The 26105-nt window shown below is 35.7% G+C and carries 22 protein-coding genes; 20 read left to right on the top strand and 2 right to left on the bottom strand.

Annotated features, from left to right (window positions below; translation table 11 throughout):
• On the bottom strand, nt 1-591 hold a 591-nt coding region (locus tag UGRO018_RS10220; protein ID WP_416326383.1), incomplete at its 3' end, for a PD-(D/E)XK nuclease family transposase.
• A gap of 472 nt (nt 592-1063) precedes the next feature.
• On the opposite strand from UGRO018_RS10220, the gene UGRO018_RS10215 reads away from it, so the two are divergent.
• From UGRO018_RS10215 to phnX, 8 genes are all read left to right on the top strand, one after another.
• Nucleotides 1064-2464, top strand: a complete 1401-nt coding sequence (locus UGRO018_RS10215) for an alanine/glycine:cation symporter family protein (RefSeq protein ID WP_416326382.1) — start codon at nt 1064-1066, stop codon at nt 2462-2464.
• 137 nt (nt 2465-2601) lie between these two features.
• Entirely contained in the window at nt 2602-3693 is a 1092-nt protein-coding gene (locus tag UGRO018_RS10210) for a CobW family GTP-binding protein (RefSeq protein WP_416326381.1), read from the top strand.
• 9 nt (nt 3694-3702) lie between these two features.
• Entirely contained in the window at nt 3703-4647 is a 945-nt protein-coding gene (locus UGRO018_RS10205) for a TIGR03943 family putative permease subunit (RefSeq protein ID WP_416326380.1), read from the top strand.
• Between the two features lie 58 nt (nt 4648-4705).
• Complete coding sequence (locus UGRO018_RS10200) at nt 4706-5512, top strand: TraX family protein (RefSeq protein WP_416326379.1); 807 nt, start codon at nt 4706-4708, stop codon at nt 5510-5512.
• Nucleotides 5513-5805: 293 nt separating this feature from the next.
• A complete protein-coding gene (locus tag UGRO018_RS10195) occupies nt 5806-6558 on the top strand; it encodes an ABC transporter ATP-binding protein (protein WP_416326378.1) in 753 nt (250 codons plus the stop codon).
• On the top strand, nt 6551-9151 hold the full coding sequence (locus UGRO018_RS10190) for an ABC transporter permease subunit (RefSeq protein ID WP_416326377.1): 2601 nt from the start codon (nt 6551-6553) through the stop codon (nt 9149-9151). The genes UGRO018_RS10195 and UGRO018_RS10190 overlap by 8 nt, the downstream gene beginning before the upstream one ends.
• 38 nt (nt 9152-9189) lie before the next feature.
• A complete protein-coding gene (gene phnW, locus UGRO018_RS10185) occupies nt 9190-10299 on the top strand; it encodes a 2-aminoethylphosphonate--pyruvate transaminase (protein WP_416326376.1) in 1110 nt (369 codons plus the stop codon).
• The gene (gene phnX, locus UGRO018_RS10180) at nt 10296-11069 is read left to right on the top strand and encodes a phosphonoacetaldehyde hydrolase (RefSeq protein WP_416326375.1); all 774 of its coding nucleotides are present in this window, start codon (nt 10296-10298) and stop codon (nt 11067-11069) included. Before phnW ends, phnX begins: the two co-directional genes overlap by 4 nt.
• Before the next feature lie 67 nt (nt 11070-11136).
• Here phnX and UGRO018_RS10175 read toward each other — a convergent pair whose 3' ends face one another.
• On the bottom strand, nt 11137-12354 hold the full coding sequence (locus UGRO018_RS10175; RefSeq protein ID WP_416326374.1) for an iron-containing alcohol dehydrogenase: 1218 nt from the start codon (nt 12352-12354) through the stop codon (nt 11137-11139).
• A 202-nt stretch (nt 12355-12556) separates the two neighbouring features.
• Here UGRO018_RS10175 and UGRO018_RS10170 point away from each other — a divergent pair, with 202 nt between their 5' ends.
• The 12 genes from UGRO018_RS10170 to trhA all read left to right on the top strand — a co-directional run bounded on the left by UGRO018_RS10170 (nt 12557) and on the right by trhA (nt 26097).
• Complete coding sequence (locus tag UGRO018_RS10170) at nt 12557-13744, top strand: DUF4272 domain-containing protein (protein WP_416326373.1); 1188 nt, start codon at nt 12557-12559, stop codon at nt 13742-13744.
• Nucleotides 13745-13952: 208 nt separating this feature from the next.
• Nucleotides 13953-15158 carry an RtcB family protein gene (locus UGRO018_RS10165; RefSeq protein ID WP_416326372.1) on the top strand — a complete coding sequence of 402 codons (1206 nt, stop codon included), beginning with the start codon at nt 13953-13955 and terminating at the stop codon, nt 15156-15158.
• Between the two features lie 240 nt (nt 15159-15398).
• Nucleotides 15399-15827 carry a MarR family winged helix-turn-helix transcriptional regulator gene (locus UGRO018_RS10160; protein ID WP_416326371.1) on the top strand — a complete coding sequence of 143 codons (429 nt, stop codon included), beginning with the start codon at nt 15399-15401 and terminating at the stop codon, nt 15825-15827.
• A gap of 14 nt (nt 15828-15841) precedes the next feature.
• A complete protein-coding gene (locus UGRO018_RS10155) occupies nt 15842-17566 on the top strand; it encodes an ABC transporter ATP-binding protein (protein WP_416326370.1) in 1725 nt (574 codons plus the stop codon).
• The gene (locus UGRO018_RS10150) at nt 17566-19422 is read left to right on the top strand and encodes an ABC transporter ATP-binding protein (RefSeq protein WP_416326369.1); all 1857 of its coding nucleotides are present in this window, start codon (nt 17566-17568) and stop codon (nt 19420-19422) included. The genes UGRO018_RS10155 and UGRO018_RS10150 overlap by 1 nt, the downstream gene beginning before the upstream one ends.
• Nucleotides 19423-19643: 221 nt before the next feature.
• On the top strand, nt 19644-20474 hold the full coding sequence (locus tag UGRO018_RS10145) for a PRD domain-containing protein (RefSeq protein WP_416326368.1): 831 nt from the start codon (nt 19644-19646) through the stop codon (nt 20472-20474).
• Between the two features lie 98 nt (nt 20475-20572).
• Nucleotides 20573-21988 carry a PTS transporter subunit EIIC gene (locus UGRO018_RS10140; RefSeq protein WP_416326367.1) on the top strand — a complete coding sequence of 472 codons (1416 nt, stop codon included), beginning with the start codon at nt 20573-20575 and terminating at the stop codon, nt 21986-21988.
• A gap of 2 nt (nt 21989-21990) precedes the next feature.
• Nucleotides 21991-23469 carry a sulfatase gene (locus UGRO018_RS10135; RefSeq protein WP_416326366.1) on the top strand — a complete coding sequence of 493 codons (1479 nt, stop codon included), beginning with the start codon at nt 21991-21993 and terminating at the stop codon, nt 23467-23469.
• Nucleotides 23470-23614: 145 nt separating this feature from the next.
• Nucleotides 23615-23962, top strand: a complete 348-nt coding sequence (locus UGRO018_RS10130; RefSeq protein WP_416326365.1) for a hypothetical protein — start codon at nt 23615-23617, stop codon at nt 23960-23962.
• Between the two features lie 35 nt (nt 23963-23997).
• On the top strand, nt 23998-24435 hold the full coding sequence (locus UGRO018_RS10125) for a VOC family protein (protein WP_416326364.1): 438 nt from the start codon (nt 23998-24000) through the stop codon (nt 24433-24435).
• A 133-nt stretch (nt 24436-24568) separates the two neighbouring features.
• On the top strand, nt 24569-25429 hold the full coding sequence (locus UGRO018_RS10120; protein ID WP_416326363.1) for a DegV family protein: 861 nt from the start codon (nt 24569-24571) through the stop codon (nt 25427-25429).
• Between the two features lie 14 nt (nt 25430-25443).
• Complete coding sequence (gene trhA / locus UGRO018_RS10115) at nt 25444-26097, top strand: PAQR family membrane homeostasis protein TrhA (RefSeq protein ID WP_416326362.1); 654 nt, start codon at nt 25444-25446, stop codon at nt 26095-26097.
• Nucleotides 26098-26105: the final 8 nt, after the last annotated feature.

The raw sequence follows: 26105 nt of genomic DNA, 5'->3' as shown, positions 1-26105 counted from the left end.
TAGTATAGCATTATCGGCTTCGTTTTTAAATAGGTAACATAGTTTTTCTACATCTGTCATGTCCTTTACTTTTTTATTCAAATATTTCAGTGATGGCAACGATACAAAATATATGACCGCCATATCATTCTCTAACAATGGTCGACCCGTTTTTTTCATCATTTCATAGCGATTGATCAACTCATGATCTTCGTCCATTTCAAAATCCACAAAGATGATTAGATAGGTCGGATGGAAAGTGGTGTAATCATTTCCTCTATTCAATTGATCTAACATCATCCTCATCAAATACATAAAGAATCGCTTCTTTTCAGTAGCCACAGCACCATAGCTTTGCATTTCAATATTGTATTCTCGTCCCTCCTTGTCCTTGACATGCACATCCATGACAATTTTCTTCCCATCAAACGATATGGGAAGGTATTCTGTTTTTTCAACATAACTTTCCACTGGCTCAATACCTGTAATATCTTTGATCACAGTATCTCTGATATTACGAGATATTACATCCTCACCGGATAAAGCATACTTAAAACAGACATCATTACGATAACTAACTTTTACTTCATTTTTCTGCAAATCATTATTCATTTTAAAACCTCCTTTGTAAGTAAAGGTATTGCAGCCAAGAAACCCTTACATATATCTAATACGTAAAGAAGGTGAAAAATCCTAAAAATAAGAGAGAAAAATTTATGATATTTTCTTAAGATTTATGAATTACGACAAATACGGACAATATAACCTAATAAAATAAACAAGACACTCTTTAAAATCTGATGATCATACAAATAAAACAATTAAGATTCCACATGCTTTTCATATTCATCTTAGGCATAGCTTTCTATTTATCATAAGTATTTGAAATAGAAACGATTGTAGCTATACTGAAATAGAAGATCTTCCATGGTAATTTTTCTGACCCTTTTTACAAATTGTCATATTTATGTTAGACTAAACAAGTTCAACAAGACACGCTAAGTATGCTACGTGCCTTTTTTCTATGCCTTTTCTGGTATAAACGTAGTAGAAAAGCCTCAGACTAGGAAAGGAAGTGACGTTGATGAAGGAAGTTTTATCATGGATGAATGAGTTTTTATACAGTTATATTTTATTATTGCTATTAGTTATAGCCGGTGTTTATTTTACGATACGTACACGTTTTGTACAACTTCGTTTTTTGCGTGAAGGGATTGCTTTATTGAAAGAGAAAGCTCATAACAAGGATGGTGTATCCTCTTTTCAGGCTTTGATGATATCGACAGCAAGTCGTGTAGGCACAGGAAATATTGCTGGTGTAGCAACTGCACTTGCCGCCGGTGGTGCAGGCGCAATCTTTTGGATGTGGGTCATGGCAGTGATCGGTGCGGCCAGTGCGTTTATTGAATCGACTTTGGCACAGATGTATAAGCAGAAAGATCAAGATCAGTATCGAGGTGGTCCAGCATATTATATTGAACAGGCTTTAGGAAGTAGAGGTTTGGGTATCTTATTTGCCTTGTTGTTGATCGCTTGTTTTATTTTTGGATTTAATGGGCTACAGTCCTATAATGTCAGTAGTGCGTTATCTTATTATTTTGATCATGATCAATTCGCATCCCTTTTGGTTGGCGTTATTTTAACACTTGCAAGTGCTTTGGTTATTTTCGGTGGTGTTCATAGAATCGGTGTGATCAGTTCTACGATAGTGCCGATCATGGCAGGTTTATATATTTTATTAGGTTTGTATATCACTTTGATTCATATCGATCAATTACCACATATTTTAATGACGATCTTAAACAATGCATTTGATATTACCGCAATAACAGGAGGCTTTGCAGGTTCTTGTGTGATGCATGGAATCAAACGTGGTTTATTTAGTAATGAGGCCGGTATGGGATCAGCACCGAATGCCGGTGCGACTGCGGATGTCTCACATCCTGTGAAACAAGGATTGGTTCAGGTGATTTCCGTATTTATCGATACGATGTTGGTTTGTACGACTACTGCCTTTATTTTATTGAATTTTGGCATAGAGGAAGGTTTGACCGGTATGCCTTATGTACAAATGGCAGTGAATCAAGAACTAGGTTCTTGGGGAATCCATTTTATCACGATTTCTATCTTCTTATTTGCTTTTAGCTCCTTGATCGGAAACTATTGTTATGCAGAAGGAAATCTTAAGTTTATCAAAAACGATCAGACCCTGTTGTTTTGGTTTAGGATCATTACGCTTGTTGTGATTTTTCTAGGGGCACAGGCCGATTTTTCTATGATATGGGATCTTGCGGATGTGCTAATGGGTTTGATGGCATTGATGAATATCATTGTAATATTATTTCTCGGGAAATACGTATTTCGTTCTTTATATGATTACCAAAAACAGAAAAAAGAAGGAAAGAATCCGTTGTTTCATCCTAAGCAATTGGGTATTCCTAACTGTGAATGTTGGGAAGATTATGATAAGGATTTTGAGCAATGATCTAAGATGTCATGATATATAAGCATCTTTTTCTGATAGAAAGCGATTCTAAATCTTAAAAATTGATTATCCACTTTTTTGGTGCTATACTAAAGAATGCGAATAAGACGCTATATATAGAAAGAAGGTAGTCAGCTATGACGAAAATTGATATTATATCCGGATTTTTAGGTGCTGGTAAGACAACATTGATCAAAAAATTGATTGAAGATGTATTACATGAAGAAAAAATCGTATTGATTGAAAATGAGTTTGGTGAAATAGGCATTGATGGAGGATTTTTGAAAGATGCCGGAATCGAAATCAGAGAAATGAACAGTGGTTGTATCTGTTGTTCTCTAGTTGGTGATTTTGCGAGTGCTTTAGGTAAGGTACTAGAGGAATATCATCCAGATCGTATCGTTATCGAACCAAGTGGTGTTGGCAAATTGAGTGATGTCATCAAGGCTGTGAAAGATATGGGAAATCATGATATCCAATTAAATAGCTTTACTACGGTTGCGGATGCACAGAAATGTAAGATGTATATGAAAAACTTTGGAGAGTTTTTCAACAATCAGGTGGAATATGCAGGTACCATTATTTTAAGTCGTACACAAAATCTGAGTGAGGATAAGTTGGAAGCAGTCGTTCATGAATTAAGAACGCACAATGCATCTGCGACTATCATTACAACACCATGGGATCAGTTAAGTGGTAATGAAATATTAGCAGTCATGGAGAAGACACAAACATTAGAAAAGGAACTGATGGAAGAGGTAGAAGTTTGTCCTGTATGTGGGCATCATCATGAGCATGAGGAACATCACCATGAACATGAAGAACACCATCATCACCATGAAGGTTGTGAACATGGTCACCATCATGAACATGAAGAACATGACCATCATCACGATCATGATTGCTGTTGTGAGCATGACCATCATGAGCATCACCACCATCATCATGCAGATGAGGTTTTCACAAGTTGGGGTATGGAAACACCAAAGACTTATACTCGAGAAGCGTTAGAATCTATATTAAAAGAGCTTAGTGAAGGGAATCAATATGGTATGATTCTTCGTGCTAAGGGAATGTTGCCTGATGAGGAAGGACATTGGATGTATTTTGATTTGGTTCCGGAAGAATATGAAATTCGTGAAGGAATACCAACCTATACAGGTAGATTTTGTGTGATCGGAAGCAAAATAAATGAAGAAGCTTTAAAAGAGCTATTTCATATAGCCTAGGAGGAATCTATGACAGTACCTGTGTATGTATTTACGGGATTTTTAGAAAGCGGAAAGACTTCCTTGATCAAAGATACGTTAATGGATCCCGGTTTTACCGCCAATGAGAAAACCTTACTCTTGGTTTGTGAAGAAGGAATGGAAGAGTATGATGATGCCTTCTTGAAAAAGGTGAATGCCGCAATTGTAACTGTAGAAAAAGAAAGTGATCTTACTTATGCTTTTATGAAAAAATGCGATAGTCTTATAGAACCCGATCGTGTAATGATCGAATTTAATGGTACATGGAACTTTACCAAGTTTCTTGATGAAGAAATGCCTTTTGATTGGCTATTGGTTCAAATCTTATCTACAGTAGATGCATCTACTTTTGCGTCCTACATCAATAACATGCGTTCCATGATTTATGAACAACTGGTTCATAGTGAAACCATTATATTCAATCGTTGTGATGAATCAACGAAAAAGCTCTATTTAAGAAATAATATCAAAGCGATCAACAAGTCAGCACAAATCATATATGAATCAAAAGATGGAACCATCAATAATTTACAAGACGATGAACTACCATTTGATGTACAAAGTGATCATATCCATATTCAAGATGATGATTATGGTTTATGGTATATGGATGCATTAGAACATCCTGCAAAATATGATGGAAAGATCATTACATTAAAAGGAAAAGTGATTTCCAATTATGTGGATGATATACCGAAAGCGTTTGTACTTGGACGATTCGCAATGGTATGTTGTGCTGATGATACTTCTTTGATTGGATTACTGTGTCATTATCAAGATGCAAGTCAATTACTACCAAAAGAATGGGTGGAAGTAGAGGCTAAAATCAAAATTGAATATGATGAAGAGTATCAAGGAGATGTACCTATATTATATGCTCGTCATATATCACAAGCGGAACCTTTAGAGGATGAGCTCGTATATTTTACATAAAAGAAAGGAAATGCAAGATGCATTTCTTTTCTTATGTTATACTATAGTCGGTGATGAAATGAAACCTAAAAAGACAGTAACAGCAATGCAACTAAAGTGGTTAACAGCAATCTTGATGCTATGGGATCATGTGGCGAAATTCATGATGCCTTTCCTCATGACATGGATGTCTGCAACCTATGGTTTCAGTGATGAGCTTAGTTATGGAATCTTGTTGATAGGGACAGGCTTTTCCTGTATGACTTTCTTTATTTTGGCTTATCTTTGTGCACAATCATGTCGATATACAAAACATCGTGTGCGATATTTAAGAAATCTTTTTTTGTTTGCTTTGCTATCGGAAGTACCTTTTCAATTCATGATACAAGGGATGGAAAGAGAAGCGCTACATCTTTCTTTAGGATTTACGAATGTATTGGTTACCATGCTGTTAGGAGCATTGTCTTGTTTCATCTATGATGAACTTGAAAAAAGAAATCAAAAAGTTTTAGGATTTGGATGTGCTCTGCTGTTGGCTATCCTTGCGAATACACTAGGTACAGATTATGGCTTTTTCGGTGTTATGGATATCTTTATGTGTTTTGTATGTAAAGAAAAAAAGCATCAATTATTAGCACTTGGAATTGGGATATTATTACAATATGGTGTGTTCCTTTTACTTGCTGATATCGTTCTTTACGGCTTTTCGTGGATCATGTTTCTTGCTTATAGCATGGTCGTATTGTATTCGCTATGTAGTCTTTTGATTTTAAATCGATATCAAGGTGAGCGAGGAAACCACAGCAAATTCAAGACTTATTTCTTTTATGTATTCTATCCTTTACATATGAGTATTCTTGTTGGAATCTATGCTTTACTCATGTAAAAATGAATTCATGATTTCTTCATAATTGATTTTTGTAGAGATGCTACGATTACATTCACAAAAGAAGATGATCATTTAAAATATGAACAGAAAATGAAGATATTGTTTACTGAATGTAAACCATATCTTTTTTTTCGTACAAAGATGAACATTGTATCAAGATTTTGATAAAAAAAAGAAAAAAGGGCTTTGTTAAGAGTATGTAAAGGGGATGTTAACGATCATTTAAAAGCCTTGAAACTGAATTTTGATTACTTATAATAGACTTGCGAAACAAAAGAGGAGTGGTCAATATGTTAAAAATTGAACAGTTAAAAAAGGTATATGGCAGTACAACGATTCTAAATAAAATCTCATTAGATATTGATGATGGGGAAATTGTATCTATTTTAGGACCAAGTGGCAGTGGTAAAACGACCTTATTAAATTGTATTTTGGGAATTGTCGAAATCGATGGTGGAAAACTTATTTACAATGGAAAAGATATTACAAAGGTATCCATGGAGGAAAGAGGGTTTAATATTGTATTTCAAGATTATGCATTATTTCCTAATCTTAATGCTTATCAGAATATCATTTATGGGTTAAAAAACAAACCGGGGATATCAAATGAGGAAGAGGTGCAAGAGTTTATTGAATTACTTGGATTAAAAGATCATTTGCATAAATCGATCGATCAATTATCCGGTGGTCAAAAACAACGTGTTGCTTTGGCAAGAACCATGGTAATGAAACCGAAAATTCTTTTATTAGATGAACCTTTAAGTGCATTAGATGGAGTTATTAAGGAATCCATTAAGGAGAAAATCAAAACGATTGCGAAAGAATATCACCTGACAACGATCATCGTTACTCATGATCCAGAGGAAGCATTAACCTTAAGTGATCGAGTGCTCATTATGAAAGATGGCAATATATCACAATATGCCCAACCAAATGATATCATTCACCATCCGGAAAACAATTTTGTGAAAGAGTTCATCTTAAATCAATTAGAGATCAAGCGTCATAATATTTATACGTTATTTGGGACAAGCCATGCATAAAAAACAGTTAGAATTGAAAAGTATTTACTTGGCTTTAACGTTATTGTTTCTGGTATTTCTATTCACACCGGCTGCTCTTCTTCTTTATCAGTCTTTCCAACAAGGTGATGGGTTATCTTTAACAAATTATGTCCAATTGTTTCAGGATGTTAGCTTTTGGGAGTCCTTTAAAAACAGCTTTTTGGTATCAGGTGTCAGTTCCATGATTACGGTACTACTTGCCTTTTTATTGGCTTATACGATTCATTACACCAATCTTGCTCGAAGATGGAAAAAGCTGATTCATACGATTGCGACGTTACCGATGTTATTACCAACGATCACTTATGGCTTTGCGATCATCTATACCTTTGGAAAACAGGGCATACTTAGCAAACTATTGGGTATACAACCCTTTGAAATCTATGGGTTTAGCGGGCTATTGATAGGATATGTCATATATACAATGCCGATTGCTTTCTTACTGGTAAACAATACGATGAACTTTATTGATAAAAAATTCATCGTGGTTTCCAAACTAATGAACGATTCCACAGGAAAGCGATTTTGGATGACAGTGCTTGCGCCTATGATACCAACTCTTGCGGCGGCAATGATACAAGCTTTCTTTCTATGTTTTACTGATTTTGGTATTCCGGCTGCGGTTGGTGGAGAATATCATGTTGTCGCAACTGATCTATACAATCACATGTTAGGTGCAGTACCTGATTTTCAACAAGGTGCAGTCATTGCAATGATGATGCTACTACCAAGTATTTTGAGCATTGTGGTCTTAGGGTATCTTGATCGCTATCATATCAAATACAATAAGAATACCACAGTGGAATTACCTAAGAATCCTTTGCATGATCGTATTTGTGCATGTATTGCTACCTTGATCATGATGTTGATTCTTCTCCTATTTGCAGTCATCTTTCTTCTGCCTTTCATAAAAGAATGGCCTTATGATATTCGCTTTACCCTAAAGCATGTAACAGATACGTTAACATCCGGAAATTTGCTTGGTGTGTATCGAAATTCTTTGTTGGTTGCGATACTTTCCGCATTGGCAGGAACCCTGATTGCTTATGGAGCTGCTCTTGTGACCATGCGTAGTAGATTATCGACCTTTGCGAAAAAAAGCATGGATGCGATTAGTAGTATATCGAATACCATTCCCGGTATGGTTCTTGGTATTGCCTTTCTTCTGAGTTTTCGTGGCACTTCATTACAGAATACCTTTTTCATCATCATTATTTGTAACATCATTCATTTCTTTTCCACTCCTTATGTTATGGCAAAAAATGCTTTGGGGAAGATGAATGCCGGTTATGAAACGACAGCAATGTTGATGGGAGATACTTGGCTTCAAACGATACGAAGAGTTGTTGTGCCAAATTCTAAAAGCACATTGATGGAAATGTTTTGCTATTACTTTGTAAATGCAATGGTGACCATTAGTGCTTTGATCTTTATCGTAGGAGCTAAAACAGCAGTATTAACCACTAAAATAAAAGAACTACAACACTTCGCTAAATTCGATGAAATCTTTGTACTATCTCTTCTCATCCTATTTACCAATTTACTGGTCAAAGGAATCACCTATATGCTAACGAAAAAAAGTGAAAAACGTAGTCATATATGGATACAAAGAACAGTGGTAGCTTCCTTAGTGTTGTTGATCCTTGTACCGACATTTGTTTATGGAAGTACAAAGAAACAGGTAATTATCTATTCAAATGGGGATGAAGAGGCTTTGTCGGCGATGCAACATGCCTTAAATGAGCATGGATATGAGGGACAATATGTATTACAATCCTTTGGGACCAGTGAGCTAGGTGGAAAGCTTATGGCTGAAGGAGTGGATCTAGAGGCGGATATCGTTACGATGAGCTCTTATTATTTAGATAGTGCTGCGCAATCAAATGATATGTTTGAAAAACTCAGTATATCATCTGATCCTATAGAAACAACACCGGATCATCGCTTACCGATCACTGCTTTAGAAGGTGCATTGATCATCAATACCAAGGTGATGGAAGAAAACCATTTACCGATCCCTACTTCGATCAAAGATCTAACAAAAGAGATGTATGAAGGATATGTATCCATTCCGGATATTAACGCAAGCAGTACCGGTTGGCTATTGGTACAAGCAATTCTTGATGCTTATGGAGAGGAAGAGGGAGCTGATATTCTAACAAAACTTTTAAAGAATGTAGGCCCTCATTTAGAAGCGAGTGGATCGGGACCGATCAAAAAGGTTCGATCAGGTGAAGTAGGAATTGCTTTTGGACTACGTCATCAAGCTGTCGCAGACGAAGAAAAAGGACTTCCTATAAAGGTCATAGATCCATTAGAAGGAAATATGATCCTAACAGAATCACTTTCTATCATAAAGAAAGAAGATTCTTTAAAGGAAACGATGGAAATGGCAGAATGCATCATTACCTATGCACGAGAAGAATTATTGGAAACCTATCCTGTCATCTTGTATGATAAGGAGCAATTACCAATAGATCATCAAAGCAGTTATCCAACCATATATTCCCAACCCCTAAGTGTAGAATTATTGAAAGAACATCAAGCGTTCTTTGATTGCTGTTTCAATTAGATTATAAATTTGATAAGAAAGAAAAGAGGAAACATCAAATGAAAACATATAAGTTATTAACCCCCGGACCATTAACGACTTCAGATACCGTCAAGAAAGAAATGTTATTTGATCATTGTACATGGGATGATGATTATAAACAGATTACACAAAACATCAGAAAAGAGTTACTTTCATTAGCACATGTGGATGATACTGAGTACACTAGCGTTTTAATGCAAGGATCAGGTACCTTTGGTGTAGAATGCGTGATCAGTTCAGTAATACCAAAAGATGGATGCTTATTGGTGTTAAGCAATGGTGCTTATGGAGAACGTATTGCGAATATGTGCAAGGCACAAAACATTCGTTATATTGAAATCAAACAGGACTATGATAAAATACCGGATGTGGAAAAGGCAAGGATGGCAATAAAAAAGCATCCTGAAATAACACATATCGCAATGATTCATAGTGAAACAACGAGTGGTATTTTAAATGATATCAAAACAATAGGAGAATTGGCGTATGCACATGGATTGAACTTTATCGTAGACGCAATGTCTAGTTTTGGTGGAGTTGATATTCCAATGCAAGAATGGCATATTGATTTCCTCATCAGCAGTGCGAACAAATGTATCCAAGGTGTTCCTGGTTTCTCTTTCATTATCGCAAAACGAGCAGAACTGATGAAAGCAAAAGGAAATGCCAGAACCTTATCCTTAGATCTTTATGATCAATGGGAGACCATGGAAAAGGATGGGAAATGGCGCTATACCTCTCCGACGCATGTCGTATTGGCATTCGCAAAAGCAATGGAAGAGTTAAAAGAAGAAGGTGGTATTGTTGCTAGACATCAACGATATCAACATAATATGGATGTATTAGTCGAAGAATTTGAAAAATTAGGATTTCAATTATATATAGATAAAGCATATCAGGGACCGATCATTGCGACCTTCTTATATCCAAAAGGTAAGGTATTTGATTTTTCCCGCATGTATCAATATATAAAAGAACGTGGTTATGCAATCTATCCGGGTAAATTAACAGATAAGGAAACGTTTCGAATTGGTGTGATCGGTGAGATTTATGAAGATGATATACGTTTTCTGGTAGCATTGATGAAAGATTATATGGAAAGTGTAGAACAGGAGTGTGTGAAATGAAAATAGAAGCAGTCATTTTTGATTGGGCGGGAACAACAGTAGATTACGGTTGTTTTGCGCCTGTACAGGCATTTATGGAAATTTTTAAACAATATGGGATTGAAGTTACTATGGACGAAACAAGAAAACCAATGGGTATGTTGAAATGGGATCATATCAAAACGATGCTTCAGATGCCAACCATACAGGCACAATGGAAAACGCTTTATGGAAGAGAAAGCAATGATCAAGATGTAGATGAAATGCATGCTTTATTTACAGAAAAACTTATGGCGATCCTTCATCAATTTGTAGATGTAAAACCTTTTGTCATGGATGCTGTAGATGAATTAAGAAGTATGAAGATTAAAATCGGTTCTACCACGGGATATACAGATGAAATGATGGAGATTGTCGTTCGTGAGGCAAAGAAAAACGGATATGCTCCGGATTTTTGGATCACACCAAACAGTGTGGGTAACTTTGGTCGCCCTTATCCTTATATGATATTTGAAAACATGAAGGCTTTACAGGTAAGTGATGTTCATCATGTCATAAAGGTTGGAGATACCATTTCTGATATCAAGGAAGGTGTACATGCAGGTGTCATGAGTGTGGGAGTGTTAGAAGGAAGCTCTTTAATGGCTTTAAAACAAGAAGAATATGAGGCTTTGGACAAGGAAGAAAAGGCTGTGTTATTAGATACTTTAAGGAAACAGTATAAAGAAGCAGGTGCAGATCATGTGATTTTAAATCTAAAAGAATTGCCTGCGTTGATCAAGCGCTTATAAAAATCAAGATCATCATATAAGAAAAAAGATATCCGTTTCACTCTTTCGGATATCTTTATTATAAAATTTAGAAATCTACTTCTGTATCATAGTAGCAACATTTCAATAATTTCACCATTTCTTCTTGAGATGGTTGACGAGGATTGCTACCTGTACAAGCATCTAAAATAGCATTTGCCGCAATATCTTCAACTCTTTCCAAGAATACTTCTTCAGGGACAAATCCTGTTTCAGCAGGTAATCCATCAGCACCATAATGTGCAATACAATGAGGGATGTTTAAGTCATCGTTCATCTTACGTAAATATGCAATTAACAATGCCACCTTTTCATCATCATTATTGCCACCTAAATGCATATAATCAGCGATGACGCCATAGCGTTTTTTCGCAATTTCGTCTTTTGCATTGAATGCGATTACTTTAGGAAGATACATTGCATTGGCTGCACCATGGATGATATGTGCACCTTGATCTTCAAAGATTGCACCTGTTTTATGTGCCATAGAATGTACAATACCCAATAATGCATTAGAGAATGCTTGACCAGCTAGACATTGTGCATCATGCATCACATGACGACTATTCATATCTAATTGATATGATTTCACAAGATTGTCTTGAATCAATTCAATTGCATGAATTGCCAAAGCGTCTGCATAAGGACTATTTGCAGTAGAAACATAAGCTTCAATGGCATGTGTCATAGCATCCATTCCGGTATGAGCAACTAGTTTGATTGGCATTGTTTCAGCTAATTCAGGATCTACAATCGCAATATCCGGTGTGATTTCAAAATCGGCGATCGGATATTTGATTCCTTTTTCATAATCGGTAATAATAGAGAATGCAGTTACTTCTGTAGCTGTTCCGCTTGTGGAAGAAATTGCACAGAATTTAGCTTTGTTACGTAATTTCGGAATACCGAATACTTTACACATATCTTCAAATGTCAATTCAGGATATTCATATTTGATCCACATTGCTTTGGCTGCATCAATCGGAGACCCTCCACCGATTGCAACGATCCAGTCTGGCTCAAATTCAGCCATAACAGCAGCACCTTTCATAACCGTATCTACAGATGGATCAGGTTCAATACCTTCAAATAATGTCGTTTCCATACCAGCTTCTTTTAGATAGGCAAGAACTTTATCAAGGAAACCAAAACGCTTCATTGAACCACCACCGACACATACGATAGCTTTCTTTCCTTCTAATGTTTTTAAGGCTTCTAAAGCATTTTCTCCATGGTATAAATCTCTAGGTAACGTAAATCTTTGCATATTCTTTTGTCCTCCTTATAGGCTTGTAACCTCTTACGTTTTCTATTATACTATAAAATTCGACAAATTGTGATTTATTTCACGAAATTTTAACTTTTTTTTAGTTTGTATGATTGCGATAAAAATATAAGGTTTAATCAAAAGATTTCTTTGAAGAAAAAAGGAGCCATGATATACTGGATATAAAGAATGGAGGGAAATAATGGAACTACAAAAAGCAAATATTACTTTATATACGCTCATCAAAGATCACCATATTATTTCCAATGCAATGAAAAAACATTTTGAGGATATCAGTATCCATATGGAAGAAGCACAAGATTCTCTTATCATCACGTTATTTGATGAGACCAAGGTTCAACTACATCAAATGGTAGACGCAACCGATGTGAAACAACAGGTAGCAGGAATGAGAAATTATTTTGCGCAAGCTCCTTGTGAACGACAGGAAGTATTAGAACAGGTCCTTCTTCAAATTTCCATGTTTACTTGCATTAGTGGAATTGAATTTACATTAGATGAACAAGAAGATCGTACCAATGCCATCATTGGAAGAATTTATGCAGTTGCCCAAGATAGTGCTTCTATTCTGCTTTATCCTGATATGTCGCTTTATACACCTAAAGGTGAATTGCTGTTATCAATAGATGGAACAAGTGAAGTAGATGCATTTCGACCTATTGGATATCAGGATATCCTAAGGAAAGAGCCAACTTTTGAGAAAGAAGATCATGATCGTTTTGAGCGAGTGACAAAAGAATTAAAGGATAAAGGCTATCCTACGATTTCGCATATCATGTCTACGCAGATGACAAAACAAAGTCTTCATATACCTTCCAAAGAAGATATCGTAAAGCGAGCCATTGCAGTGTTTGCTTGTGCTGTTTGTGCTGAGGGAACCTTAATGGAAGGGGGAAGTCGTGATATCGGTTTACGTGAATTTCAAGCAATTGATGATATTTTTGGATGTCATGATTATTTAAGTGAACAAGAAACGTCTTATGTAAAGATGGAAGAAATAGAGGAAACCATCAGTGTACAGTTTTCCTGGCGTTATGAATGTTGTGCTGTATTGCTTTGGGCTTTGGGACTATATGAGCTAAATGATTATGATGAGTTATGCGATGTTAGTAGTATGGCACAAACGATTCGCTCGTTTCCTTCGCTTGAAGAGATGTGTAAGCTAGCGAAACTTAAAAGTGAAGAAGAGCTGTTGGACATGCATACCAGAGTATTATATTATCATTGGTCTTGTGTAGAAGCCAGAATACATCATATTGAGTTAGATGGCATAGATGATGGTGTTGTACAAGAACATCATTACGCAATGAATTGGTTGATAGGAGCAAATGATACTGAAAATTGGGATGAAATTCAATGTAATACTTAATAAATCTGTACAAAACATGATTTTTATCATATAATTTCTCGTAGAAGAAGGAAGGTGAACAATATGATGAATATTTATCTACTACAATGGAATCAACAACAGAAGTCATATTGTTCTATCTTGTAATCATTATGATAGAACTACTATGTTCATTATGCACTTCTGTGGAATATCAGAAGTGTTTTTTTGTATGAAAAAGGAGAAATTTATGTTAGAAATCAAAGGGAATTATACAAATGCAATCATTTATTGTGATGAGTTAGACGAGGCCAGTATCTCACAAATCTATCAGGTATGTAATCAAAAAAGCATGGAAAACTGCAAGATCGTTATGATGCCGGATGTCCATATGGGATCATCTTGTTGCGTTGGAACGACCATTCAATTATCCGATTGTGTCATTCCAAGTCTTGTTGGGGTAGATATCGGATGTGGTATGGAAGTAGTGAAATTAAGAGAAACACACATAGAGCTTGCTCGTTTGGATAAATTCATCCACCAAAAGATTCCATCCGGCGGAAATATTCATGAGTCAGAGAAAAAGGAAAGAATAACAAGTGGATTGAAACAGCTGTATTGTTATGATCATATCGATGAGCTAAGAGCAAATAAAAGTTTGGGAACACTTGGGGGAGGTAATCATTTTATCGAAATAGATAAGGATGAAGATGGAAGTTTATATTTGATCATTCATTCAGGTAGTAGGCATCTAGGGGTGGAAGTTGCGACCTATTATCAAAAACTTGCTTTTGATAACATCAATGGATGTGATGAAAAAACGCTGTCTGCTTTAAAACAAGAGCTCAAAGCAAAAGGCAAACAACATCAATATGCCAATGAAGTAAAAAAATTGAAAAACACAAAACAAACGGAACTACCTTATTTATTTGCATATCTAAAAGGAGAGGAAATGGAGCATTATCTGCATGATATAGCGATTGTTCAAGAATACGCTTGTCTTAATCGTATGATCATGGCAAAAGCAATCATGAAATATATGAAACTTCATGCTGTAAAACAATTTACTACCATTCATAACTATATTGATATGGAACAAAGAATTTTAAGAAAGGGAGCAATATCAGCAAAAAAAGATGAAATTATGATCATACCCTTAAATATGCGAGATGGTTCCTTACTATGTAGAGGGAAAGGAAATCCGGATTGGAATTATTCCGCACCACATGGAGCAGGTAGAGCAATGAGTAGAAGTGAGGCAAAGCAAAGCTTTTCTTTGTCAGCTTATAAAAAGGAAATGAAAGATATTTATAGTACTTCTGTAAATGCTTCTACATTAGATGAATGTCCGATGGCTTATAAAAATGCCGAACAAATCAAACAAGCGATACAAAATACTGCACAGATTCTCTCTGTATTGAAACCAATTTATAATTTTAAAGCCGGTAAAGACTAACAAGGAGCCTGTAACAAGATAGATGTTAATCATCTAATGATTACAGGCTCTTTTTTGGTAGTGTTTGTTTAAACAAAAGGAAGAAACGAAAACATGCGTTTTCTTGTTACAGAATATGGATAATATCGAGTATCATAGAAAAGAATGGTATCTATTTTTAGTCAATTGACATATCATAAAAACAGGTATATAGTTAGCTTGCTAAATGTTAGCTAACTAACTAATAAAGAGGTGAATGATATGAAAACACCATTTCATTTTCTTATCTTCAAAGTGTTTCACGCACAAAGAAATAAGATCAGACAAAATATGGACGCATATGGATTATATCCGGGTCAACCTAAGGTATTGCGTTATATTTCAAATCATCGAGATTGTAAATTAAAAGACATTGCACAAGAATGTGATGTAGAATGTGCTACTGTCAGTAAGTTGTTAAACAATCTTGAAGATATGGGGATGCTTACAAGAATGGTGGATCAAAAAAATAAGCGAGCCTTACAGTTAAATATCACAGACAAAGGTAAACAAGCCTTAACGAAGTGGAATGCACATTGTAAGGATGTCGAAGAACTTTCTTTAAAGGGTTTTAATGAGGAAGAGCGAAAACAGTTTGAAGAATACCTTTCTCGTATGTATCACAATCTAAGTGGTAGAACGATTGAATAGAATGGAGGAGCCATATGTTAAAACGATTGTTTCCTTATATGAAAAAGTATCAGAAATATTTGATACTGAGTTGTATCTGTGTTGTCGCTGAGACGGTTTTTGAGTTGGTCATTCCTATTTTGATGGCAGATATCATCGATGTAGGTGTTGCAAATGCAGATAAAGATTATATTTTAATCAAAGGTGCGCAAATGATTGCGTGTGCTTTGATTTCCTTGGTTCTGGGAGTCATGTACGCAAGATATGCGGCAACTGCCGGTCAAGGCTTTGGCGCAGAACTTAGAAAAGATGAATTCCGAAAGGTTCAAAACTTTTCTTTTGCGAATACAGATCATTTTTCCACATCTTCCTTGATCACACGCTTGACCAGTGATGTTACCATTTTACAAACAGCAATCAGTAATGGTGTACGTCCTTTGGTACGATCACCGGTCATGTTGCTTACTGCCTTGGTTTTAACCTTCACGATCAATGCTAAATTAGCTGTTGTATTTATGATCGCAATACCTATTTTAGCAATCGGACTTTTTGTCATCGTAAAAAAAGTAGGACCATTATATCGTTTGATGCAAAGTAGCATCGATAAGGTCAATACCATTGTACAAGAGAATTTAAATGCGATACGTGTAGTAAAGTCTTATGTACGTGGTTCTTATGAAGAAGAGAAATTCGAAGAAGTCAATGAATCTTTGAGAAATGCAAGTGAACGTGCTTTTTCTACCTCTGTATGGAATATGCCATTATTCCAAATGGTCATGTATGCTACGATTCTTTGTATCATATGGTTTGGTGGAAATATGATTTTTATCAATGATATGAAAGTCGGAGAACTGACTGGTTTTCTTAGTTATGTGTTACAGATTCTAAATAGTTTGATGATGATATCTAATGTTTTTTTGATGCTAACCAGATCACTTGCAAGCTGTGAACGTATCGTTGAGGTATTAGATGAAACGCCGGATATCGATGATTCTTTGGCAGTCACTGCCCAAATTGAAGAAGGTCGTATTGATTTTGAACATGTGTATTTTAAATATAAAGAGGATGCAGAAGAATATGTGTTATCTGATATTACCTTGCATATTCCAAAGGGTAGTACCATAGGAATTCTAGGTGGTACCGGTTCTGCGAAAACAACACTTGTGCAATTAATACCAAGACTATATGATGTTAGTGAAGGAACAGTATGTATCGATGGAAGGAATGTAAAAGAGTACTCTATAGAACATTTACGTGATGCGGTTGGAATGGTATTACAGAAAAATACTTTATTCAGTGGAACCATACGAGAAAATTTACTTTGGGGAGATGAGCATGCAAGTCAAGAAGATATCGAATGGGCATGTCATATAGCTGCAGTAGATGAGTTTATCGATCATTTTCCAAAAGGCTATGATAGCGATCTAGGGCAAGGAGGCGTGAATGTATCCGGCGGACAAAAGCAACGTTTATGTATTGCCAGAGCACTATTAAAACGCCCTAAGGTATTGATTTTTGATGATTCTACAAGTGCAGTAGATACTGCAACTGAAGCAAGCATTCGTCAAGGACTGGCTTCCTTAAGTGAAACCACAAAGATCATCATTGCACAACGTGTCAGCAGTGTACAACATGCGGATCAAATTGTGATTTTGGATGATGGAAAAATTCATGCAATTGGAACACATGATGAGCTGTTGGCGCATGATCCTATCTATCAAGATATTTCTACTTCTCAACAGGAAGGAGCTGGTCTATAATGGCAAGACAGATGACAGGAAAAAAGCCAAAAAACATGAAGAAAACAATGAAAACCTTTCTTGGCTATCTTGGCAATCATAAATTTGCATTGCTGTTTGTAGGAATTTTGGTTATATTAAGTGCTGGCGCTAATCTGTTTGGTACTTATTTGTTACAACCGATCATTGACCAATATATCGTTCCAAAGGATTATGATGGCTTATTACAAGCGGTCATCTTTATGGGTATCATGTATGCAAGTGGAGCATTATGTACTGCTGTTTATAAACAATTGATGACCCATACTTCACAAAAAATCGTAAAAGAAATCAGACAGGATCTATTTGATAAAATGCAAAAGTTACCGCTTCGCTTCTTTGACTCTAATGCTCATGGAGATATCATGAGTCATTTTACGAATGATCTAGATACGGTTCAAGATGCAATGAATAACTGTTTTGATAACTTGATTCAAAGCTTTACCATGATTACAGGTACCTTAATTGCGATTTTTATCCTAAATTGGAAATTATCCCTTATTGTGATGATCTTTATGATACTGATGTATCTCATGATTCAGTTTTATAGTAAACGCAGTAAATACTATTTTTCTCATCAACAAGCCGCAATGGGCAGTTTAAACGGATTCATTGAAGAGATGGTAGATGGTGTTAAGGTGGTAAAGGTATTTCATCATGAGCAACAAAATTTTGAGGAATTTGAGAAACGAAATGAGCGATTACGAATAGCTTCCACCAATGCACTGACTTATTCAGGAAGAACCATTCCAACTGTAGTATCTATGTCTTATTTCAATTATGCAATCGTTGCATGTATCGGAGGGTTCTTTGCGATATCAGGAAGCATCGGTCTTGGTGCCTTAGCCTCTTATCTTGTTTATGTGCGACAAACTGCGATGCCAATCAATCAGTTTACCCAACAGTTGAATTTTATGCTTGCGGCGATGGCAGGTGCTGAACGTATCTTCCATATGATGGAAGAGCAGGAAGAAGTAGATGAAGGTAAGGTTACCTTGACACGTGTTCGTATTTTGGATGATGGCGAAATGCAAGAATGTGAAGAATATACAGGACATTGGGCTTGGCGACATCCACATGATGATACGATTGAATTGGTGCCATTAAAAGGAGATGTCAGATTTCATGATGTTGTATTTGGATATGAGCCTAATGTTACCATTTTAAAAGGAATTAACTTATACGCAAAGCCGGGACAAAAAATCGCTTTTGTGGGTAGTACAGGAGCAGGAAAAACTACCATAACCAATTTGATCAATCGTTTTTATGATATTGAAAGTGGTAGTATCACATATGATGGTATTGATGTAAGACTTATAAAAAAAGATGATCTTAGAAGGTCTATATCCGTTGTATTACAGGATACCCACTTGTTTACAGGCACGATTGCAGATAATATTCGCTATGGAAATCTTCATGCCGATATGGATGCGGTCATAGAAGCAAGTAAGCTTGCCAATGCACATTCTTTTATCAAGCGCCTACCACAAGGATATGATACAATGTTAAGTGGAGATGGTGCAAATCTATCTCAAGGACAGCGACAACTTCTTGCGATTGCCCGTGCTGCGATTGCAAATCCTCCAGTATTGATTTTGGATGAAGCAACAAGCTCTATTGATACTCGTACAGAAAAATTGATTGAGAAAGGAATGGATCGATTGATGGAAAATCGTACCGTCTTTGTTATCGCTCATCGATTAAGTACGGTAAGAAATAGTAAGGCGATTATGGTGTTGGATCATGGAGAGATCATTGAACGAGGAAGTCATGATGAATTATTGAATCAGCAGGGAAGATATTATCAGCTTTATACAGGACAGTTTGAATTAGAATAACACTTTTATGATATAAGTAGGACCTGCTTCATTGGGAGTAGGTCTTTATTTGAATAAGAAAAAAAACGAGAAAAAATTATGTAAGCGTTGACATTGAATCTAGATTGTATTAATATAAAGACGTAATATTTGGATTGTAACTGGTCAAGCAGGCAAAACCTATTCTAGCTAAGCGATGCTCTTAGTATGATAGGGCTTTTTTTATGTAAGGAGGTATTTTCATGAAAATTATTAAAGTATTTAACAACAATATCGTGGCCGCGATAACTCCTACGAAAAAAGAAGCTCTTGTAACTGGGGCAGGTATCGGATTTAAGAAAAAAGCTGGAGATGACATTGATGAAAGCAAGATAACCAAATGTTACTATATGCAAAATATGAAAAAAGACCGACTGTATCAATTGTTGGAATCGACTCCTGTGGAATATTTGGAAATTGCGGAAGCAATTCTTGATAAAGCAAAGGAAAAGCTTGGTAAAGAAGTAGATGAATCTGTATTGACAGCATTGACAGATCATATTCATTTTGCAATCGAAAGGCAAAAACAAGGAAACCTTTTACCTAATTTGATACAAGCAGAAACAAAAGTACTATATCCAAAAGAATTTGCGATCGGATTATGGGCAAATCGTTATATCAAAGCAAGAACGGGCATCGAATTACCCGAGGATGAAGCTGGTTATATCGCTATCCATATATTGAACGCAACCATACAGACAAATGAAGATATTTCGGAAATTATTACTTTCATAAAGGATGTGTTGGATGTCGTAGAGGAAACATTGTCAGTAAACATCGATAAAGAATCAATGGATTATTATCGCATGACAACACATCTGAAATATTTCTATCAAAGAATGATGACGATGGAACAATCAGCTATGGATGATGTGGATGATATGTATGAGCTGTTAATAAAAAAACATGAGAAAATGGAAATTTGTATCAATGAGATTGAGCAGATGTTATTGGAAGAATATGATTATACTTGTAGAATTGCGGAAAAAGTTTATCTCATGATGCACATATTAAAGATATTTCAACACACATAACGAATCAGGAGTGTTACTGGTCAAGCAGGCAAAACCTAAACAACGCATTCATCATGAATGTATCTGTTTGGGTTTTTATTTTTAAGGAGGAAAAATACATGGCAGCAAAGTATGAAGAAATTGCATTGAGAATTTTAGAAATCGCAGGTGGAAAAGAGAATATCATATCCGCAACACATTGTGCAACAAGACTAAGATTGATTTTGAAACATCGTGATTTGGTAGATGATAAGAAAATGGAACAAGTAGATATGGTCAAGGGTACCATGTATACGGCTGGTCAATATCAAATAATACTTGGAACAGGTACGGTAAATAAGGTTTATAAAGAGGTCGTTAAACAAGGAATCAATGAAGAAGGTGCAGTTGTAGAAACAAAAGCAAAAGGGGAACCAGAGGTAAGCAAGGCGAAACAATTACTTCGTGTTTTCGGTGATATCTTTGTGCCCCTGATTCCAATATTGGCAGCAATCGGTCTATGTCTTGGATTACAGGGCGTTATAACAAATAATGTATTCCTTGGTTTATTTGGAATGTCAGTAGAGAGTTTACCACCTTCTTTTGTGACGATATTGAATGCATTATGCAATACCGTTTTTGATTTTTTACCAGCATTCATCTGTTGGTCAGCTTTTAAAAATTTCGGTGGTACACCAGTGATTGGTTTTGTCGTTGGTTTGATGCTTGTAAATCCAGCATTACCGAATGCATATGCAGTTGCGAAATCTGCAGTTGAAGCGATTCACCTATTTGGCTTTATTCCGATCATAGGATATCAAGGAAGTGTTTTACCAGCTATCATAGCAGGTTTTATTGGAGCAAAAATGGAAATAAAATTACGTAACGTTATGCCGGATGCATTGGATTTTATGTTTACACCGTTTTTGGTCATCGTTTGTACCTTACTGGCCTCTTTGTTGGCTATAGGACCGGTATTCCATGGAATCGAAAATGGAATTTTATGGGTTGTGGAACAAATCTTGTATCTGCCATTTGGAATTGGTGCCTTTATTGTTGCCTTTGCTCATCCTTTCCTTGTTATAACCGGTGTACATCATATTTTTAATGCACTTGAAATTGGTATCACTGCCTCAGGCTCTTTGAATGCATTTCGTACACTTGTTATCATTGGAACGACCGTGAAAGCTTGTGCTGTATTAGCCATTACGATTAAAATGAGAAATAAGCGTATGAAATCAGCCGGCTATGGCGCAATGACCTCTCAATTTCTAGGAATTGGTGAACCAGCCATCTTTGGTTTCTTGATTCGATATTCCTTTAAGCCATTGGTTGTATGTACTTTGATCGGTGCTCTAGCAAGTGCGGTGGCAATGATGATGGGAGTAGATGCTCAGGGGATGGGAATCAATGGTTTACTTGGAACATTACTCTACATCTATAATCCATCTGTATTGTTTAAATTTATCATCATCAATATCATATCCGGTGTACTATCCTTTGTGGCAGTATGGATGTTCGCAGTTCCTAAAGAATTTTTAGAGGAAGAGGAATAGTTATGCGTGTTATTCAAATCATGTTCGATACTCTTTCAAGAGAGTATCTACCTAACTATGGAAATCAATGGGTGATCGCACCTAATTTCAAACGATTAGAAAAAACATGTAGTCGCTTTGATCAGTTTTATGGGGGAAGTATGCCTTGTATGCCTGCAAGAAGAGAGATGCATACCGGACAATACAATTTTTTGCATCGAGGGTGGGGGCCATTGGAACCATTTGATTTTTCTGTGATCGAAGAATTAAAACAGCACGATATCTATACACATTTATGCAGCGATCATTCTCATTATTGGGAAGATGGTGGAGCAACATATCATAACCGTTATGATACATGGGATGGCTTTCGAGGACAGGAAGGAGATCGTTGGATGCCACATGATGGGTCTATGAACGAAACGATTCCAAAACGTTCTCCTTTATCTAAGACAGGTATTTCCGTAAAACAACATTATGCAAATATGCAAAAACAACAGATAGAAGAAGATTTTAGTAGTGTTAAGACCTTTCAAGCAGGAATAGAATTTATAAAGCGTCATAAGGATAGAGATAACTGGCTCCTTCAGATAGAAACCTTTGATCCACATGAACCATATGAAGTTCCACAATGTTATCGAGATCAATATGGTCTAACTCAAGAACCTTATTTTAATTGGGGAGCATATATGGAAATCAATAGTAAAGAGCATCAAAAAGATCTTGCTTTGATACGAAAAGAATATGCGGCATTGATTACCATGTGCGATCATTATTTAGGGAAAGTTTTGGATATCATGGATGAAAATGATATGTGGAAAGATACTATCCTACTCATACACACAGATCATGGCTTTTTACTTGGGGAGCATGAATTCCTTGGTAAAAATATTCCACCGATGTATGAGGAGCTGATTCATATACCATGTTTCCTTCATGTTCCTAATAAATTGCCAATGGTCATTGATGCACTTTGTCAGACCATTGATCTTCCTGCTACCTTGTTAGATATATTTGAGCTAGAAAAACCAAAACATATGATGGGAAAATCACTATTACCTTTATTGGATGGGCAACAAAAACAACATGAAGATATCTTATATGGTGTATTTGGTAGCTATGTTTGTTATTTTGATGGCGTCTATACACTAATGAAGGCACCACAGAAAAATGCTTCCACCTTATATCAATATACGTTAATGCCGACGAAAGCTAGAGGTTTCTTTGAAAAAGAACTTTTATATGATATGGAATTGGTGAAAACTGAGCAATATTCTCATGGTATGCCGGTATGTAAGATACCATCTAAGCGAGTGATGATATGTGGGTATGAAAGACAAAAGATTCAGGATGTCATATTTGATCTTAAAAATGATCCAAAACAGAAACACCCTATACAAAATGATAGCTTATATGAAGCATTATGTGGAAAACTTGTGGATAAATTAAAACAAGTGCAAGTACCAGATGAAGTTTATGAGCGATTAGGGTTAGAAAAGTAAACAATATAAAGGGCTCATATTTGAACGTGAGTTCTTTTATATTTGATATCGATTCAACTTTTGCGTCATCAGATTGATTACGAAGTATGAAAGCTATAGAAGCTATGTTATACTGTTTCTATAAACTATCATGTGGAGGTTGGTCATGTTTAATGAAATATGCATATATGAAGCAAAGATAACGAAGCTAGATGAAATAGAAGCATTGATGAAAGAAGTCGCTGATTTTTATTTACAACAGGAAGGTGTAATAGATGTTCATTATATAAAACGAACACATAGACAAAAAGACTTTCAAGCTGTAAAAGAGGGAGAATTGCCAATTCGTCTTACTAGAAATGTTGGAAAGGTTACTTATGTTTTATACTGGGTGTTAGAAAATGAAGAGGCACATGCAAGAGTATCTAAACTTGGTATAGAGAAATTTTATAAACGTTGGAATCGCTGTTTAACAACAATGCCAAAGATCATCTTAGGTGAGAATATCATTTGATTTATTAATATAAAAAAAGAGAGGAACGATGTAATATGAAACTTGAAACAACTTATATTTGTGTGGAAGATATGGAAGCATCAGTGGACTTCTATCAAGCGTTATTACAACAGGAGCCCATAGTTTGTAATGATGATCGTTGGGTAGAATTTGATTGTGGAAATTCAATTGCACTTTATAATAAAAAATATGATGAAAAATTATTAAAAACTTCGGATAAAGTTCATTTTAATCAAGCATATATGAAAGATTTTTATGAAAATGAGGATCCTAAAAGAAATAATATCATGATTTTAAATTTTGTTGTAGACGATTTAAAAGCGGAATATGAAAGAATGAAACATCTAAATTTAGAAGTATCAGAGATCATGTATGTGAATGTGCATATGCCATATTATTATTTTAATGTTATCGATCCAGACCATAATGTGTTAGAAATCACAGGAAGATATACGAATAAGGATGAAATGTAAGAAGAGAAAGTGTATCATTGTCTATAATCATGACATCATTTTTTTATATCACTCTACTAGTTATCAAAACTAGATTGACTAATTATGCAAATTAGCATATACTATGTGTATAATTGCTATGGAGGTAATGAAGATGAATAAACAGAAAACAGCGATTCTGACAGATACTTGTTGTAATGTACCGGAATCCTTTGTCAAACAATATGATATGTATGTGATCCCTTTGAAAGTTATTTATAAGGATGCGGAGTACCTAGATGGAATTGATATTACACCTGAAGAAGTGTATGAAAGTATGTCCAGAGAGATTCCCAAGTCAAGTCTTCCTGATGGAGAAGCAATCCTTGCTGTATTTGATAAAATCAAAGAGGATGGGTATGAAAATGTAATTACGATTACCTTGTCTAGTGGGTTAAGTGGAACGAATAATATGATACATTTATTATCTAGAGATTATGAAGGGTTGAACTTTTTTATCCTGGATACCAAAAATATTTCTATCGGTGGAGGGTTTCATGCCATTCAAGCTGGAAGATATCTAGAGGCTGGTATGACATTTGATGCAGTTTGTGAAAAGCTTCAAAAAGAGATCTTCAATTGTAAAGTGTTCTTTGTTGTCGAAACTTTGGAGTATCTACAAAAGGGTGGAAGAATTGGATTGGTTGCATCTTTGTTTGGGAATGCATTAAATCTCAAACCTATCATATCCTGTAATGAAGAGGGAATCTATTATACGGTCGCAAAGGTGCGTGGAAGAAAACAATCTATTTCTAAAACCATTGAATTGGCTTTAAAAACTGCTGGTAATCATGCACGCTATAATATCGCGATCATGAATGGTGCGGCTAAAGATCTTGCGAAAGAGATCAAAGAAGAAATTTTACCGCAGCTTCCGAATGTAGATATCTTTCTAGAAGATCAGGTGACACCGGTATTAGGTGTTCATACTGGACCTGGCACAATTGGTATTGGTGTACAGATCCTGGAAGATTAAGGAGGCAAAAGCAAATGGAACAGCAATCCATGAAGGATATGTATCAGTTGAAATTTGGAGAAGAAGTCGCAAATTGTGTTACTCATGGTGTGATGGCGCTCTTATGTTTATTTGCGCTTCCTTGTGTTGCTGTTTATGGCTATATACAAGCAGGAACGCTGAAAGCAATCGGAGATTCTATTTTTGTTATCAGTTTGTTTCTAATGTTCATTGTTTCTACTCTGTATCATTCAATGCCTTTTGGCACAACACATAAATACGTATTTCGTAAATTAGATCACATTTGTATTTATTTTGCTATTGCAGGTAGCTATACTCCTATCGCTTTGACTGTTATAGGAGGAACAAAGGGGTTTGTCATCATTGCCATAGAATGGTTGGCTGTGCTTGGTGGTATTCTATTAAAGAGTATCAGTTCTCATTCTTATCCTAAGCTTTCTATGACGATTTATATGATCATGGGATGGATAGCGGTATTGTTTATACCGGATTTGATTCGTTCTAGTTCATTGCCTTTTCTGGCATTGATTGTAGGTGGAGGATTAATGTATACAATTGGTGCTTTCTTTTATCGATACCCGCAAAAAAAATATTTTCATTCTATATGGCATGTATGTATCAATATTGCTAGTTTATTTCATTTTATTGCAATCATATTCTTAATTTAATGATAAAA

Source organism: Hoskinsella mucinilytica (genome assembly GCF_045223415.1).
Classification (GTDB): Bacteria; Bacillota_I; Bacilli_A; order Erysipelotrichales; family Erysipelotrichaceae; genus Hoskinsella; species Hoskinsella mucinilytica.
The sequence above is the reverse complement of the archived record's forward strand: the minus strand, read 5'-3'. Positions and strand labels throughout refer to the sequence as shown.